Source organism: Nocardiopsis terrae (genome assembly GCF_014651695.1).
Taxonomy (GTDB): domain Bacteria; phylum Actinomycetota; class Actinomycetes; order Streptosporangiales; family Streptosporangiaceae; genus Nocardiopsis; species Nocardiopsis terrae.
This window is the reverse complement of the sequence record NZ_BMXJ01000008.1, coordinates 126,093-143,377: the sequence shown is the minus strand read 5'-3', so window position 1 is coordinate 143,377 and position 17,285 is coordinate 126,093. Positions and strand designations below refer to the sequence as shown.

4 protein-coding genes are annotated in these 17,285 nt (G+C 73.2%); all 4 read right to left on the bottom strand.

The window, feature by feature from the left end:
- Positions 1–5: 5 nt before the first annotated feature.
- Positions 6–4,055 carry an ATP-dependent RNA helicase HrpA gene (gene hrpA / locus IE195_RS22550; protein ID WP_191274957.1) on the bottom strand — a complete coding sequence of 1,350 codons (4,050 nt, stop codon included), beginning with the start codon at positions 4,053–4,055 and terminating at the stop codon, positions 6–8.
- 283 nt (positions 4,056–4,338) lie between these two features.
- A complete protein-coding gene (locus IE195_RS22545) occupies positions 4,339–11,505 on the bottom strand; it encodes a type I polyketide synthase (RefSeq protein ID WP_191274950.1) in 7,167 nt (2,388 codons plus the stop codon).
- 139 nt (positions 11,506–11,644) lie between these two features.
- Positions 11,645–16,441, bottom strand: coding sequence for a type I polyketide synthase (locus tag IE195_RS22540; protein WP_191274947.1), 4,797 nt, complete (start codon positions 16,439–16,441; stop codon positions 11,645–11,647).
- Complete coding sequence (locus IE195_RS26625) at positions 16,428–17,156, bottom strand: phosphopantetheine-binding protein (RefSeq protein WP_308428456.1); 729 nt, start codon at positions 17,154–17,156, stop codon at positions 16,428–16,430. The genes IE195_RS22540 and IE195_RS26625 overlap by 14 nt, the downstream gene beginning before the upstream one ends.
- Between the last annotated feature and the right edge of the window lie 129 nt (positions 17,157–17,285).

The window sequence follows — 17,285 nt, the reverse complement described above, 5'->3', positions numbered from 1 at the left end:
CGCCGTTACCTCCCCGCCTGCTTGACGGCTTCGAGTGCCTTCATGATGCGCTTGTCCGAGACCGGGTACGCCGTGCGCAGCTCCTGGGCGAACAGGCTCACCCGGTACTCCTCCAGCATCCAGCTCAGCTCGACCACGTCCGGGTCCTGGGCGCGGCCCGCCGGGAGCGCGCCCCGGACCTTCGCGACGGCCTGGCGCATCTGTTCGACCTTGGACATGTGGACCTGGTCGCGGCGCGGGTTCTCCGGCAGCTTGTTCAGCCGGTACTCGACACCGCGCAGGTAGCGGTGCACGTCGTCCAGGCGGGACAGGCCCGCGCGGGTGACGAAGCCGTCGCCCACCAGGTCGCCGAGCTGGCCCTGGACGTCGTTGAGGGACGGCAGGACCGCCAGGGAGGTGGTGCCCTTGACCTTCTTGGACACCTTGCGCCACAGCACCAGGATGCGTGCCGTCCTGTCCAGGATCTCGGCGAGGGTCTCCCCCAGGTCGGCGCGGACCCGGTCGGCGAGCCCGGCGAAGTCCCCGGCGTTCCACACCGGGCCGCCCTCGCGGGTGAGCAGGTGGTCGACGGCCGCGGACTCGGCGTCCTCCAGCATCTTCCTGATCGACCCGTGCGGGTTGTCGGCCAGGGCGAGCTTGTCCGGGTTGTTCAGGCCCTTGCTGACCGCGGTCGCCGGGGACGGGACCGTGAGCAGGAGCAGGCGCCGGGTGCCCGACCGCATGGCGGCGCGCTGTTCGGGCCGGGTGTCGAAGATGCGGATGGCGACGCTCTCGCCCTCGTCCACCAGGGCCGGGTAGCCCTTGACCTTCGGACCCAGGGCCTTGCGTTCCAGGGTCTGCTCCAGCGGACCGAAGTCCCAGGAGGTGATGCCCTTCCTCTCCACGCCCTTGGCCTCGGTGGCGATGGCCTCGCGCAGCCGCGGTTTGAGTTTGGCGCGCAGCTGTTCGAGGTCCTTGGACTCGGCCAGGGTGCGCTTTCGGTCGTCGACCGCGCGGAAGGTGATGCGCAGGTGGTCGGGGACCCGGTCGAGCTGGAAGTCCTCCGGGCGGATGCGTTCGCCGTGCGCCATCACGGTGAGTTCGGCGGCCAGGGCCCCGGCGAGGGAGCCCTCGTAGGGTGTCAGGCCGCCCCGGGCGCGGGCCGCGTTGTCGGGGACCGGTACGAAGTTGCGGCGCAGCGGCTTGGGCAGCGACCGGATCATCGCGGTGATGAGCTCGTCTCGCAGGCCGGGGATCTGCCAGTCGAAACCGGTGTTCTCGATCTGGTTGAGGAACTTCACCGGGATGTGCGCGGTGACGCCGTCGGAGTCGCTGCCCGGCTCGAACTGGTAGGTGAGCGGGAAGACGAACGCGCCCTGGCGCCACACGTCGGGGTAGTCGTCCTCGCTGACCACGTCCACGCCGTCGTTGATGAGTTCCTCGCGGGTGAAGTCGAGGAGCTCGGGCTCGGTGCGTCGGGCCTTCTTCCACCAGGAGTCGAAGTGGGCGGCGGAGACGGCCGAGTCCGCGACACGTCGGTCGTAGAAGTCGAACAGCGTGTTGTCGTCCACGACGATGTCGCGGCGGCGGGCCCGGTGCTCCAGGTCCTCCACCTCGTCGAGGAGCCTGCGGTTGGCGTGGAAGAACTGGTGCCGGGTCTCCCAGTCGCCCTCGACCAGCGCGCGGCGGATGAACAGCTCGCGGGAGAGCTCCGGGTCGATCCGGCCGTAGGAGACCTTGCGCTGCACGACGATCGGCACCCCGTAGAGGGTCACCCTCTCGAAGGCCATGACGGCGCCGCGTCTGCGCTCCCAGTGCGGTTCGCTGTAGCTGCGCTTGACGATGTCGGCGCCGAGCTCCTCGGCCCACTCCGGTTCGATCCGGGCGACCATGCGGCCCCAGAGCTTGGAGGTCTCGACGAGCTCGCCGACCATGACGAAACGGGGCTGCTTCTTGAACAGCGCGGACCCGGGGAAGATCGCGAACCGCGCGCCGCGGCCGCCCAGGTACTCGTGCTTGTCCGGGTCCTTGAGGCCGACGTGCGAGAGCAGCCCGGCCAGCAGCGACATGTGCACGTCGCGCGGGTTGGCGGCCTCCTCGCGCAGCGGCGGGACCTCGATGTCCATGGTGCGCAGGACCTGCTTGAGCTGGCCGTGGATGTCCTGCCACTCGCGTACGCGCAGGTAGTTGAGGAACTCCTCGCGGCACATCCGGCGGAACTGGTTGCCGGACAGCTCCTTCTGTTTGTCGCGCAGGTGGTTCCACAGGTTGAGGAACGCCAGGAAGTCCGACTCCTTGTCGGTGAACCGGGCGTGCGCCTGCTGGGCCTGCTGCTGCTTCTCGGTGGGGCGTTCGCGCGGGTCCTGGATGGACAGGGCCGAGGTGATGACCATGACCTCGGCCAGGCAGTCGCGTTTCTCCGCCTCCAGGACCATCCGGCCCAGGCGCGGGTCGACGGGCAGCTGGGCGAGGCGGCGGCCCAGGGGGGTGAGGCGGCGCTGCCTGGAGCCCTTCCCGCCCTCGGCGGTGCGGTCCGCGGGCCTGGTGGTCTTGGTCTGCGCCGTTTCGGGCTGGAGTGCGCCGAGTTCGGCGAGGAGGTTGACGCCGTCCTTGATCTGGCGGTGGTCGGGGCCGTCCACGAACGGGAAGGCGGCGACGTCGCCCAGGCCCAGCGCGGCCATCTGCAGGATGACCGAGGCGAGGTTGGTGCGCAGGATCTCGGGGTCGGTGTACTCGGGGCGGGAGAGGAAGTCCTCCTCGGAGTACAGGCGGATACAGATGCCCTCGGACACCCGGCCGCAACGCCCCTTGCGCTGGTTCGCGGAGGCCTGGGAGACCGCTTCGATGGGCAGGCGCTGCACCTTCGTCCGGTGGGAGTACCGGGAGATGCGGGCGGTGCCGGGGTCGATCACGTACTTGATGCCGGGGACCGTGAGCGAGGTCTCGGCGACGTTGGTGGCCAGGACGACGCGGCGGCCGCCGTGCCGGGACCAGACGCGTTTCTGCTCGGCCACGGACAGGCGGGCGTACAGGGGCAGGACCTCGGTGCCGCGGAGCTTCTTCTTCTCCAGGGCCTCGGCGGTGTCCCGGATCTCGCGTTCGCCGCTGAGGAAGACGAGGATGTCGCCGGGCTCCTCGCGGGAGAGCTCGTCGACGGCGTCCAGGATGGCCTGGGTCTGGTCCTTGTCGGTGCCCACCCGTCGCCCGCCACCACCCTCAACGGACGCCTCCGGCGCGGTGCCCTGCCGAGGGTTCTTCTCCTCCGGGTCGAGGATGTCGTCCGAGATGGGCCGGTAGCGGACCTCCACCGGGTAGGTGCGACCGGAGACCTCGACGATGGGGGCGTCGTCGAAGTGGCGGGAGAACCGCTCGGGATCGATGGTGGCGGAGGTGATGATGATCTTCAGGTCCGGCCGCTTGGGCAGGAGCTGTTTCAGGTAGCCGAGCAGGAAGTCGATGTTGAGGCTGCGCTCGTGCGCCTCGTCGATGATGAGCGTGTCGTACTGGCGCAGCATGCGGTCGTGCTGGATCTCGGCGAGCAGGATGCCGTCGGTCATCAGCTTGACGAGCGTGCTCTCGTTGGAGGAGTCGGTGAAGCGGACCTTGTAGCCGACCGTCTCGCCCAGGGGGGTGCCGATCTCGTCGGCGATGCGCTCGGCGACGGTGCGGGCGGCCAGCCGGCGGGGCTGGGTGTGGCCGACCGTGCCCATGACGCCGCGCCCCAGCTCCAGGCAGATCTTGGGGATCTGGGTGGTCTTTCCGGAACCGGTCTCACCGGCAACGATGACGACCTGGTTGTCGCGGATGGCCTCGGCGATGTCCTCGCGCCGGGCGCTCACCGGGAGCTCTTCGGGGTAGCTGAGCTCGGGCACGGCTTCGCGGCGCAGGCCCACGCGGAGTTCGGCGCGGTCGATGTCCCCGGCGATCTGCGCGGTCACCGAGGCACGGCGGCGCTCGTCACGGATCCTGGCGAGGCCGTCGATACGGCGGCGGAGCCGGTGCCGGTCGGCGGGCATGAGGTCGCGCAACCGGGAACGGAGTTGGTCCGCGGCGGGCGCGGGCGTGGTGGTGCTCATCAGTACTCAAGGTTAGGAGGGCTGGCAACCGGTTTTCCCGGCGGGCACGGTTTCGGGTGCTGTTTCGGGCACGGGAGGCCGCGCTCCGGGGCCCGCTGGCCCCGGTCGCACCGTCGTAGGAACGCCCCGGGTGTGGGGTTTGTTCCGGTTCGGCGGTGCCCCGGCCGCACGGGGCGGTGTCCCTCGCGGTGGATCCACCGCGAGGGACACCGGGTGCCCGCCGGTTGCGCCGGGTTCCCCCGGAAGCGGGTGCGGGGCGGTCGGCGGGCCCTCCGGTCGGAGGTCACAGGCGCCCGGCGATGACCTCCTCAACAGCGGCGGCGGAGGCCTCCGCATGCTCCTCCAGCATGGTGAAGTGGTCTCCCGGAACGTCGACACGGATGTGTTCCGCGGGCCAGGTCCAGTCCATACCCAGCTTCGCGCCGCTGGAGGTGACCACCGGACTGGTCGGCCGGATCTGTACGGTGCCCGGCACCGGCCTGCCCGGACGCCAGTCCGCGAAGAGGTCGAGATAGGCGCCCATCGCGGTCAGCCGTGCGGTGTCCATGAGCTCGAACTCGGTGGCGCGCTCCGTGACGAACTCGGTGACCAGGGGAAGGAGTTCCGCGTCCCCGGGGTAGGCCGTGTCGAGCAGTACCAGACCGACGGCAGGGGTCCCCCTGTCCACCAGTTCCTCCGCCACCGCGTGTGCCGCCCAACCGCCGGAGGAACGGCCGAGCAGGACGAACGGTCGGCCCCCGGCCGCCTCGAGCGCGGCGTCCGTCTGCTCCCGGACGAAGGTGTCCAGATCGGCGGGGAGGCTCTCGTCGGGCAGGTAGCCGGGGGCGGTCAGGACCCGCAGGTCGCGGCGGCCGTGCCAGGTGGTGGCGAAACGGGAGAACTCCTGGGGCCCCGAGGTCATCACCAGTGACGGGTGGCAGATCAGGACGGGTTCGCGCTCGCCCGAGGCCAGGGCGGTCGTCCTGGGCCGGGGGGCGTCCTGGCCGGTGTGGACCGCCCGTGCCCGTGAGGCCGTCACGGCGAGGTTCACCGCGTCCTGGTGGCGTCCGGCCCCGCACGCCTCCAGGAAGAGGCCGACGAGGCTGTCGGACCCGCCGGGACCGCCGGATGCGGGCTGGTCCGGCACGGTGTCCGCGCTCATCTCCTCGTCCACGTGCGCGGCCAGGGTCTGCGGTGTGCGGTACTGGAACACCAGGGTCGAACGCAGGTGCAGACCGCTGAGGGTCTGCAGGTGGTTGCGGAGCTCGACGGCCGTGAGCGAGTCGAACCCGGACTCCAGGAAGTCCTGCCCGGGGTCGAAACCCTCATCCGAACGGTGCCCGAGGATCACCGCTGCGCGTTCGGCGATCAGCCGGGCGAGCAGTTCCGTGCGCTGCGCCCCGGCCGCCGCCCGCCTCACCAGCTCCGCTCCCGCCTCCTCGGCCGTCGCGGTGCCGACGTCCTCGGGGACCGCGACCAGACCGCGCAGGATCGCCGGTACCGGTGCGCCCGCGGCCGCCCGGGCGCGAAGCCCGGCCAGGTCCAGCGGGGCGGGGACCACATGGGCGTGCTCCGTGGCCAGGGCCGCGTCCAACAGGGCGCAGCCCTCGCGCTCCTCGATGGCCTCCATGCCCCAGATCCTGGACATGCGCGCGGTCGTGACCTCGTCCAGTTCCTCCCACACCTGGCTCCCGTCCCCCCAACGGCCCCAGGCCAACGAATGGGCGGCCAGGCCCTGTTCACGGCGGTGGTGGGCCAGGGCGTCCAGGTAGAAGTTGGCGGCGGCGTACGCCGACTGCCCTGCGTTGCCGAGCACACCGGCGGCCGCGGAGAAGAGGACGAACGCGTCCAGGTCGAGGTCGGCGGTGAGCCTGTGGAGGTTCCACGCCCCCTGGACCTTGGGGCGGAGCACCCGGTCCATGGTCCGGCCGGTCAGCCCCGTGACGGTGGCGTCGTCGATCTCCGCGGCCGCGTGCACCACCGCGGTGAGCGGGTGCTCCCGGGGGATGCGGTCCAGGACCGCCCCGAGCTGGTCCGCGTCGGCGACGTCGCAGGACTCGAAGCGGACCCGCGCCCCCAACCCGCCCAGCTCGGCCACGAGTTCGTCGGCGCCCGGGGTGTCCGGCCCCCTGCGTCCGAGCAGGACCAGCTCACGGACCCCGTGCCGGACGACCAGGTGGCGGGCGAACAGCGCACCGAGTCTGCCGGTGCCACCGGTGATCAGTACGGTGCCGCCGGGCCGGAAGCGGGTGGACAGGTCCAGGACGATCTTGCCGACGTTGCGCCCCTGCTGCATGACCTGGAACGCCTCGACGATGTTCTCGATCGGGTACCGGGTGACGGGGACGGAGGGCATCGCCCCGCTCTCCAGCAGCGGCAGGAGAGCGGCGAAGGCCCGCTGGATGCGTTCCGGGCCCAGTTCGAGCACGTTGAAGGCCCGGTACCGCGCACCCTCGTACTCGGCCGCGATCCGCTCGGGGTCGCGGAGTTCGTTGCGTCCCAGTTCCGAGAACCGCCCTCCGGGGGCCAGGAGCCGCAGCGAGGCGTCGATCGCCTCCCCGGTGAGGGAGTTGAGCACCACGTCCACGGTTCCGACCGACGCGCGGAACCGGTCCTCGAAGTCGAGCCGGCGGGAGTGCGCGATGTCCTCCTCCGCGACCCCGGCGGCGCGCAGGACGTCCCACTTCTCGGGGCTCGCGGTCGCCAGCACGCGTACGCCCAGGTGCCGGGCGATCCCCAGGGCCGCCAGGCCCACCCCTCCGGCGGCGGAGTGGATGAGCAGGGTCTCCCCGGCCCGGATCCCGGCCTCCTCGACCAGGGCGAGGTAGGCGGTGAGGTAGACGACCGGGACGGCGGCCGCGTCGGCGTGGTCCCACCCGTCGGGGACCCGCGCCAGATACCGGTGGTCGGCGACCGCGACGGGGCCGAACGCTCCGGGGAACAGGCCCATGACCCGGTCGCCGGGGGCGAGCCCTCCGGAGTCCGGCCCGGCTTCCAGGACCACCCCGGAACCTTCGTTGCCGATGTTGCCGGGATCGGGGTACATGTTCACGCTCATCAGCACGTCGCGGAAGTTCAGCCCCGCGGCGCGGACCGCCACACGCACCTCCCCGGGGCCCAGGGGACGCCTCTGGTCGGGGTCCGGGACGGCGTCGATCCCGTCGACGACCCCCTGGCCCTTCGTGTCCAGGCGCCAGGAGGGGTCGCGGACCGGCAGTGCCAGCCCCTCGCCCGGAGGCCCGGTCTCGGTCAGGCGCGGGGCGAACAGGCGGCCGTCGCGTGCCGCGAGACGGGGTTCACCGCTTCCGACGGCCCGGGCCACGACCGGGGCCGTGACCCGGTCCGCGTCCAGCAGGAGGAACCGTCCCGGGTGTTCGGACTCGGCGGATGCCACCAGGCCCCACACCGAGGCTCCGGGCAGGTTCGCCGGCAGCGGGCCGGCGTCGTCGTCCGGCAGCCGGGCCGCCCCCCTGGTGAGGATGAGGAACCTCGTCGCGGTGAGGCGTTCGTCGTCCAGCCACCCCTGCAGGGCCCCCAGGACGCGGTGCAGCTCGGCGAGCGCGTCCGCGGGCTCGGCGCCGCCCCGGCCGTCCGTGTCCAGCAGGACCAGCTCGGGAGCGGGCGCCCCCCGGTCGAGTGCGGCGGTCAGGGCCGCGGCGTCCGCGTGGCGGTCGATCCCGTCCAGGTCCGATGCACCGACCAGGGCCCAGGACCTCCGGTCCGGCGCGGCGTCCCCGCCCCGGGTGCGGTCCACCTCCTCCCAGGCCTGGTGGAAGAGGGCGCTGTCCTCGGTGCCCCAGTCGGCCGGCGCCTCCCTGACGACCAGGGAGTCGACCGACAGCAGAGGCGTTTCGCCGTCGGTGACGAGCACCTGGTAGGTGTCGGGGCCGGTCTCCGTGAGCTGGACGCGCACCTTCGAGGGCGTGCCCGTGGCGTGCAGCCGGACCCCGCTCCAACCGAACGGCATCAGGGGCCGTGCGCCCGTGCCCTCGGCGAGGCGGCGCAGGAACACGGTCTGCAGGCCCGCGTCCACGAGCGCCGGGTGGGGGCCCGCCATGGCGTGGGCGTCCGGGGGCGCGGGGTCGAGGGCGACATCGGCCCAGATCCGGGACTCGTCGGCCCAAGCGGCTCGCAGGCCGCGGAAGGCCCTCCCGTAGTCGATGCGCTGGGCGGCGAAGAGGGTGTAGGCGTCCGCCGCGGGCAGGGGCACCGCTTCCGGTCCCGGCGGGACCGGGGCCGCGGGGCCGGCCGCGGCGGCCGGGGCGAGCCGGCCCTCGGCGTGCACGGTCCAACTCCGGCCGTCCGCGGAGGCGGACAGCATCCGGACCTCCCTGCGACCGCGGACGTCCGGGCCGTCGACGACGACCTGGACCGCGGTCCCGTCGCCCCCCGGGGTCAGTTCCAGGGGGGTGTGCAGCGTCAGGTCGGTGATCTCCGGGCTGTCGCAGAGGCGTCCGGCGTGCAGGAGCATCTCCACGGTCGCGCACCCGGCGAGCAGGACACGCCCGGAGAGCCCGTGCTCCGCGAGCCACGGGGTCCTGTCGCAGTCGAGTGAACCGGTCAGGAGGACCTGGCCGGTGCCCGCCACCGGGACGCGGGCGCCGAGGAGGGGGTGCCCCGCGGACGTGAGGCCGAGGGACGCGGGGTCGGTGGCGCCCGCGGGCGCCGTCAGCCAGTACCGCTCACGCTGGAAGGGGTAGGTCGGAAGCCGGTCCGCGAGCGACGCCCGGCCGCTGTCTCCGAGAACCCGGTCCCAGTCGACGCCGACACCGTGGCAGTGCGCTTCGGCCAGGGCCGTCAGGAACCGCTCGGACGTGTCCTCCCCCCTGCGCAGGGTGTGCACGACCGGGCGTTCGGGGTACCCGGCCGCCTCCAGGGTCTGCCTGACGGGCACGGAGAGGACGGGGTGCGGTCCGACCTCGACGAACACGTCGGTGTCCTGCGCCAGCCGCCGGATCACCGGTTCGAGGAGCACCCCGTGGCGCAGGTTGCGGTACCAGTAGTCCCCGTCGAGCGAGGTTCCCTCCAGCGGACGCCCCGTGGGTTCGTCCCCCGGTTCCAGGAGGGGCCGGGGGGCGACGGTCGAGTGGAACGGGACGTCCCCGGCGCGGGGGCGGATCCCCGCCAGGCCGGCGCGCATCTCGTCCTCGACCCGGTCCACGAGGGAGCAGTGCGACGTGTAGTCCACGTCGAAGGCCCGGGCGTGCTCGCCCCGCCGCCCGCACTCCTCCACGAACTCGGCGACCGCCCGCCCCTCACCGGTGACGACGGTCGACTCGGGTCCGTTGGCGCCGGCCACACCGATCCGGTCACCCCACGGCGCCAGCAGTTCCGCGGTCCGGCGGGCACCGAGCGAGACCACCGCGGCCCCGCCCTCCCCTGCCAGTCGGCGCAGTACACGGCTGCGGCAGGTGACGACCCGGGCCCCGTCCTCCAGGGAGAGGATCCCGGCAGCGCATGCGGCGGCGACCTCCCCCTGGGAGTGGCCGACCACAGCGGAGGGCTGCACACCCGCGGCCCTCCACAACCTGGCCAGGGACACCAGAACCGCCCACGAGGCGGGCTGCAGTACCTCCACGCGAACGCCTTCGCCCACGATCCGCGGCGCTTCCGGATCCCCGCGCAGCACGGCCCCCAGGGACCAGTCCACGTAGGGCGCCAATGCGCGTTCGCACTCCCCGACCGCCTCCGCGAAGACGGTGGAGGACGCGATCAGGTCCTTGGCCATGCCCTCCCACTGGCCCCCGTGGCCGGGGAACACGAACACGGCTCGGCGGCCGCTGTCGCCCTGGGGCGCCGATCCGGTGACCACCCCCTCCGGAGCGTGTCCGTCGGCCAGCGCGCGCAGCCGTTCCAGTAGCCGTTCCCCGCCGGAGCCGACCACCGCGGCTCTCCGGGGCAGGTGCGGTCGCCCGGTGGCCAGGGTCCGCGCGACGTCGGCCGCCGCGGGCCGTTCCGGGCCCCGTAGGTGCTCGTGCAGGCGGTCCGCCTGTGCGGACAGCGCCCGACCGCTGCGGGCGGAGAGTGTCCAGACCTGTCCGCCCCGCACGAGGGGCGGTACGGGGCTCTCGTGCTCCGCCTCCGAGGGGGTGGGCCGGGGGGCTTCCTCCAGCACCAGGTGCGCGTTGGTTCCGCTGATCCCGAACGACGACACTCCGGCTCGGCGGGGGCGCCCGCCGCGTGGCCATTCCACGGGTTCGCGCAGGGGTCGCAGCCGCCCCGCCGACCAGTCCACCAGGGGCGAGGGTTCCTCCGCGTGCAGGGTCCGGGGGAGCCTCTCCCGCTCCAGGGCCAGCGCCATCTTGATTACGGAGGTCACCCCGGCCGCCGCCTGGGTGTGGCCCAGGTTCGACTTCACCGATCCGAGCCAGAGCGGGTGGGAGGACCCTCCGCGGCCGAACGCCTCCAGGAGTGCCTCGGCCTCGATCGGGTCGCCGAGGCGGGTGCCGGTGCCGTGGGCCTCGACCGCGTCGATGTCGTCGGCGGTCAGGCCCGCGTCGGCGAGCGCGTCCCGCACCACCCGGACCTGTGCGGGCCCGTTCGGCGCGGTCAGCCCGTTCGAGGCCCCGTCCTGGTTGACGGCTCCGCCCCGGATGACCGCCAGGACGCGGTGGCCGTTGCGGACGGCGTCCGACAGCCGTTCCAGGACCACGGCTCCGGCTCCCTCACCGAAACCGGTGCCGTCGGCACCCGCCCCGAAGGCCTTGCAGCGCCCGTCGGGAGAGAGGGCGCCCTGTTTGGCGGACTCGGTGAACAGGCTCGGCCCGGAGAGTACGGTCGCACCCCCCGCCAGGGCCAGGGAGCACTCGCGCTGGCGCAGGGAGCGGACCGCCAGGTGGATGGCGACGAGGGAGGAGGAGCAGGCGGTGTCCACGGTCAGCGCGGGTCCCCGCAGACCCAGGGTGTAGGAGATCCTGCCCGAGACCACGCTGGAGGCCGTGCCGGCCATCAGGTAGCCCTCCGCCTCCGGGGGGACGGGAAGGGTCCCGGACGTCACACCGTTGGCGTAGTCGACCATGCTGACCCCCGTGAACACCCCCGTCCGGCTCTCCGCCAGGGAGGCGGGGTCGATTCCGGCGCGTTCGAGGGACTCCCAGGTCACCTCCAGCATCAGGCGCTGCTGCGGGTCCATCGCTTCGGCCTCGCGGGAGGAGATACCGAAGAACTCGGCGTCGAAGCCGGCCGCGTCCCGGAGGAACCCTCCGCCCTGTGACATACCCGGGCGCCCGAGCATGTCGTCGACGTCCCACCCCCGGTCGGTCGGGAGCCCGCCGATCACCTCGCCTGCGGTGTCGACCAGCTCCCACAGTGCCTCGGGGGTGTCGGTCCCGCCGGGCAGACGGCAGCCCGTTCCCACGATCGCGATCGGCTCGGAGTCGCGTTCTCTCAGGTCGCCGAGTTCCGCGCGGACTCGGCGCAGGTCGGCCGTGACCCGTTTGAGGTAGTCGAGGAGTCGGGCGTCATCAGTCATCGGTTCTGCTTCACCACTTCGGTTTCCGGTGCACCTGGGGGTGCGGGGCGCGCTGGTCTCGGGGCGTCCGGCCCCGGGCAGCGGGTGCGGGCCGCAGCGGCCGGGAGTCCGCCCGCTCTGGCGGATGCCCGGCCCGGGGTCAGTCGCGCAGTGTGTCGTCGATGAGCGCGAAGAGTTCCTCTCTGGAGGCCGCCTCCAACTCCTGGTCGACGTCCGTACGCGGCCGGTCCTGCGGCGACAGTCGGTACAGCAGACCGCGCAGCCGTTCGACCACGGTTTCCCGGGCGTCGCCGTCGTACTCCCGCACGGCTGCCTCCAGCCCGTCCAGCCTTGCCGTGAGCACCTGTTCGGGGTCTTCGAACATCCGTTCCCGGATGTTGCGGGCCAGGGCCGTGCACGTGGGGTGGTCGAAGACGACGGCCGCGGGCAGGCGCAGTCCCGTCAGTCCGCTGAGCCGGTTACGGAAGGCGACAGCCGTCGCGGAGTCCATGCCCAGGTCCTTCAGGTTCCGGTCGGTTTCGACCTCGGCACCGGAGCGGTGGCCGAGGACCGCCGCCACCTGCTCGCGCACGAGTTCGGTGAGTGCCCGTTCCCGGTCGGCCCGGCTCTCCCCGGCCAACCGGGCGTGCAACTGTTCGGGCCCGCCGGCCTCCTCCGTGGCGGGCGGTGCGGGCCGACCCCCGCCCCGGCCGAGGTCTCCGATCAGCAGACTCGGCCTACCCGCGGTGAGGGCGGAGCGGAAACGGGGCCAGTCGACCTCGGCGACCGCGAGCGCGGAGACGTCCCGGTCCAGGACCTGCCGCAGAACCCCCACAGCCCGTTCGGGTGCCATGGCCAGCAGGCCGTTGCGCTGGAGGAGTTCGGCCACCGCCCTGCTCCCTGCCATCCCGGCCCCCGCCCAGGTGCCCCAGGCGACCGATGTGGCAGGCAGGCCCAGCGCCCTCCGGTAGTGGGCGAAGGCCTCACAGAAGGCGTTCCCGGGGGCGTAGTTCCCCTGCCCCTCCAGACCGAACGCCGCGGTCACGGAGGAGAACATGACGAAGGCCGACAGGTCGAGGTCCCGTGTGAGCTGGTGCAGGTGCACGGCGCCGTCCGCCTTGGCCCTGAGGACCCGCGCGATCTGTTCGGGACCGAGGTTGTCGATGGTCGCGTCATCGAGCTCCGCGGCCGTGTGGAAGACCGCGCTGAGGGGGGAGTCCTCCGGGATCCGGGCCAGGGCGGCGGCCAGTTCGGAGCGGTCCGACACATCGCAGGCGGCCAGGCTCACCCTGGCCCCCGCGGCGCGCAGTTCGGCGACCAGTTCCGCGCTCCCCGGGGCATCCGGCCCCCGTCGGCTCAGCAGGAGCAGGTGGTCGGCCCCCTGGCCCGCGAGCCAGCGGGCCGTGTGCGCGCCGAGGCCTCCCGTACCGCCCGTGACGAGCACCGTCCCCGCGGGTTTCCAGTCGCGCACAGGGGCGACCCGGCTCAGCGGTTCGCGCACGATCCGCCGGGCCAGGGGGCCCTCCCCGCGGATGGCCAGTTGGTCCTCTCCCCCCGCGGTCTCACCGCTGAGGACGGCTGCCAGTACCTCGCCCGCCCCCGGACGGTCGGCGGCGGGCAGGTCGATGAGGCCTCCCCACCGGTCGGGGTACTCCTGGGCCGCCACCCGGCCCAGACCCCACACCAGGGCCGCTCCGGGGTCGGTGACCCTGTCACCGGCGGCGACCGCACCGCGGGTGAGGCACCACAGCGGTGCGGCGGTTCCGGCGTCCCCCAGTGCCTGCAGGAGGGCGACCTCGTCCCGGTGCATCGGTGCGGCGGACGGATACGGGGGGTCGTCCCGGGTGGTGGACGGGACGGCGGACAGGACGACGCCGGCCAGCGGCCCCGCCTCGGAGCTGATCCGCCGCAACAGCGCCGCTGTGGTGCTCCGGTCCGCGCCCTCCGGCAGCGACAGGGCCCGGACCCGGTGCCCTCTCTCCTCCAGAGCGGTGGAGCACTCGGCGAGCACCGGGTCCTGCCGCGCCGGGCCGAACAGCAGCCAGGTCCCCGGTGCCGCGGGGGGTCCGCCGTCAGCGGCGGCCGGAACCCAGGTCTCCCGGTAGGACCAGTCGTCGGCGGGCTCGCCGGAGGCTCGGTACGCACCGGGCGCGGCAGGGGCAGCCGTGTCCGCGACGGTTCCGGTCTCGACGACGACCCGGCCTTCGGCGGGCGGGCTCATCCAGTAGCGGCGGCGCTGGAAGGGGTAGGTGGGCAGGTCGACGGTTCCGGCGGTCTCGGGCAGTATCGCCGACCAGTCCACTCCGGCCCCGCGGGTGTACAGGGCGGCGAGTCCTTCGGTGAGCATGCGGGGTTCGGGGGAACGCCCTCCGAGGAGGGCGGTGACCTCCGCGCGCTCGCCATCGTCCAGGCAGGTCTGCACCATGGAGCTGAGCGAGCCGTCCGGGCCCACCTCCACGAACTCCTCCACCTCCCGGGCGAGCAGATGGGAGACACCGTCGGCGAAACGGACTGTCTCACGCACGTGCCGCACCCAGTAGTCGCCCGTCCGGATCTCGTCCCCGGCGCGGCCCCCGGTCAGGTTGGAGACCAGCGGCAGGCGCGGCGGATGGTAGGTGACCTCCGCGGCCACCCGGGCGAAGGGTTCGAGGACGGGGTCCATCAGAGCGGAGTGGAAGGCGCGCGCGACGGCCAACCGCTTGGTACGGCGGCCCCTCTCGGCGAAACGCTCCGCCACGGACAGTACGGCGGACTCCTCACCGGACAGCACGACGTCCCGGGGCGAGTTGACCGCCGCGACGGACACCGCGCCCCCGGCCTCGGCGAGCGCGAGGCGCACCTCGTCCTCGTCGGCCTGCACCGCGACCATCGCACCGCCCTCGGGGAGGTCCTGCATGATCCGGCCCCGGGCGGAGACCAGTGCCGCGGCGTCGTCGAGGGAGAACACCCCGGCCACGTGGGCTGCGGCCAGCTCCCCCACGGAGTGGCCGATCAGGTAGTCGGGGGTCAGTCCGACCGACTCCAGCAGACGGGTCAGGGCGACCTCGAACGCGAACACCCCCGCCTGCGTGTACAGGGTCCGGTCGAGCAGCGCGGCCTCGGCGGTTCCCGGCTCCGCCCAAACCACCGAGCGCAGCGGCGGGTCCAGGTACCGGTCGAAGGCGTCGGCCACCTCGTCCAGGGCCTTGGCGAAGACCGGATACTCCCGGTACAGGTCCGTGCCCATACCCAGGCGCTGAGCTCCCTGACCCGAGAAGACGAAGGCGGTCGTGCCGCCGACACCCGCCCGTCCGCGCACCACGCGCGGGTCGGGGGCGCCGGAGGCCAACGCGGCCAGTCCGCCGGTCAGGGACTCCCCGTCCTCGCCGAGGACGACCGCGCGGTGTTCCATGCGCGCCCGTGTCGTGGCCAGCGACCGCGCCGTGGCGGGCAGAAGCGCGTCCTCCTGCGCGAGCGTGTGCGCGTGCAGGCGCACGGCCAGTTCCCGGAGAGCGGGTTCGGTACGGGCGGACAGCGCGAACGGCAGGGTGGTCGGCGTCCGGGTCCCGGAGACCGGTTCGAGCGCGTCGGCCCGATCCTCGGGCACCGCCTCGACGACGGCGTGGGCGTTGGTACCGCTGATCCCGAAGGAGGAGACACCCATCCGGGCGGGCCGGTCGAGTTCGGGAAGGGGTTCGGCGGTGGAGGCCACCCGTGCGATGCCGGTGCCCCAGTCCACCCGGGGGGTGGGGCGGTCGGCGTGCAGCGTGGGTGGGACCACACCGTGCCGGAGCGCGCACACCGCCTTGATCAGGCCGTTCACCCCGGCGGCCGCCTGGGTGTGGCCGATGTTGGATTTGAGGGAGCCGAGCAGCAGCGGCCGCTCCCGTCCGGACCCGTAGGCCTCGATGAGGGACCGTGCCTCGATGGGGTCGCCCAGGGTGGTGCCGGTGCCGTGGGCCTCGACCGCGTCCACCCCCTCCGGCCCGACCCCGGCGTCGCGCAGGGCGGCGCGGACCACGCGCACCTGCGCGGGGCCGCTGGGGGCGGTGAGACCGTTGGAGGCGCCGTCCTGGTTGACGGCGCTGCCCCGGATCAGGGCGAGGACCGGGTGGCCGTGACGGCGGGCGTCGGAGAGCCGTTCGAGGACCACCACCCCCGCGCCCTCGGTGAACCCCGTACCGTCGGCGTCCGCGCTGAAGGCCTTGCAGCGGCCGTCGGGGGCCAGGCCCTGTTTGCGGGTGAACTCCGCAAGCAGCCCGGGGGTGCCCATGACGGCGGCGCCGCCCGCCAGGGCCAGCGTGCACTCGCCCCCGCGCAGGGCGCGTACGGCCAGGTGCACGGCCACCAGGGAGGAGGAGCACGCGGTGTCCACGGTGATCGCGGGCCCCTCCAGACCGAGCAGGTAGGCCACCCGCCCGGAGGCCACGCTCGGGGTGGTGCCGGTGAGCAGGTGGCCCTCTTCGGGGCCGTCGGACATGCGCGGTCCGTACTCGGCCGCGGTGACACCCATGTAGACGCCGGTGGCGCTCCCGGCCAGGGAGGAAGGGTCGATCCCCGCCCGTTCCAACGCCTCCCAGGAGACCTCCAGGAGCTGCCTCTGCTGAGGGTCCATCGCCGCGGCCTCCTTCGGTGAGATCCCGAAGAAGGCGGCGTCGAACTCGGCGGCACCGTCGAGGAAGCCGCCCTGTTCCATGGCGGACAGCGGTGGTGATCCGTCCGTGCCGAGGAGTGCGTCCAGGTCCCACCCCCGGTCCGCGGGGAAGGGGCCGAGGACCTCGCTCCCGCTGGACACCAGGTCCCACAGCCCTTCGGGGGAGTCGACCCCGCCGGGCAGGTGGCACCCCATGCCGACGACCGCCACCGGATCCGCCCCGGTGTCCAGTTCGCTGTTGCGCTCCCGCAGCCGTGCGTTCTCCTTCAACGCCGAACGCAGCGCGGTGACGAGCTGGGCGCTCTGGCCCTCATCGGTAGCCATCGGCCGTCTCCTGTCCACCATCGGGTCGGGGTTCCCCGGGGCCCAGGGCGAGCTTCAGCAGGTCGTTCACGTCCATACCGTCAATGTGTTCAGCGGTTCCGGCTCCCAGCGCCTGGACCTCTTCCTCCGCCTCGGTCCCGCCGGTGCTCCGGGGGAACAACAGGTCCAGTACGAACCGGGCCAGGGATACGGGCGTGGGGTGGTCGAAGACCGCCGTGTCGGGAAGGCGGGTCCCCCAGTCGTCCTCCAGGCGTTCGCACAGTTCGACCCCGTCCATCGACTCCATACCGAGCTCACGGAAGGGCCGCTCCGGGGGGACCCCGCCTCCGTCGGCATCGGTATGGCCGAGTACGTCGGCGGTGTGCGCGCGCACGCCGGCCAACACCAGCCTTTCGCGTTCGGGCGGCGTCAGTCCGGCCAGCCGCTCGGCTCCGGCCGGGGGCCGTGCACCGGGGTCCTGCTCCGTTCCGGACGGGTCGCCCGTGCCCGGAGCCCCGGTCGCCGAACCGTCCGGGACCCGTGGCCTCGGGGCCTGCGGGTGTACGGCCTCCGGCTCCGGGGCTCGGGAGCCGACCGGTCCGTCCGGGCCCGAAGCCAGTCCGCTCAACAACGGCACACCGTGGACCCGCCCCGGGTCGGTCAGGGCGCAGACCAGCGCGTCCCGCTCCAGGTAGAGAGCCGCGTCCAGTTGTGCCAGGGCCCGATCCGCGGGCATGGGCACCAGAAGCTCCGGTGCTGGTCCGCGGGCCCCACGGCCGTCCGGTGGGCGGGGGGCTTCTCCGGACCCGCTCCAGGGCCCCCAGGCCAGGGAGAGGGCCGGCAGGGAGAATCCGCGGCGACGGTG

What these genes read in the sequence shown, in the direction of transcription:
- hrpA (WP_191274957.1), bottom strand. Translation starts at nt 4,055, where the DNA reads ATGAGCACCACCACGCCCGCGCCCGCCGCGGACCAACTCCGTTCCCGG.
- IE195_RS22545 (WP_191274950.1), bottom strand. Translation starts at nt 11,505, where the DNA reads ATGACTGATGACGCCCGACTCCTCGACTACCTCAAACGGGTCACGGCC.
- IE195_RS22540 (WP_191274947.1), bottom strand. Translation starts at nt 16,441, where the DNA reads ATGGCTACCGATGAGGGCCAGAGCGCCCAGCTCGTCACCGCGCTGCGT.
- IE195_RS26625 (WP_308428456.1), bottom strand. Translation starts at nt 17,156, where the DNA reads ATGCCCGCGGATCGGGCCCTGGCACAACTGGACGCGGCTCTCTACCTG.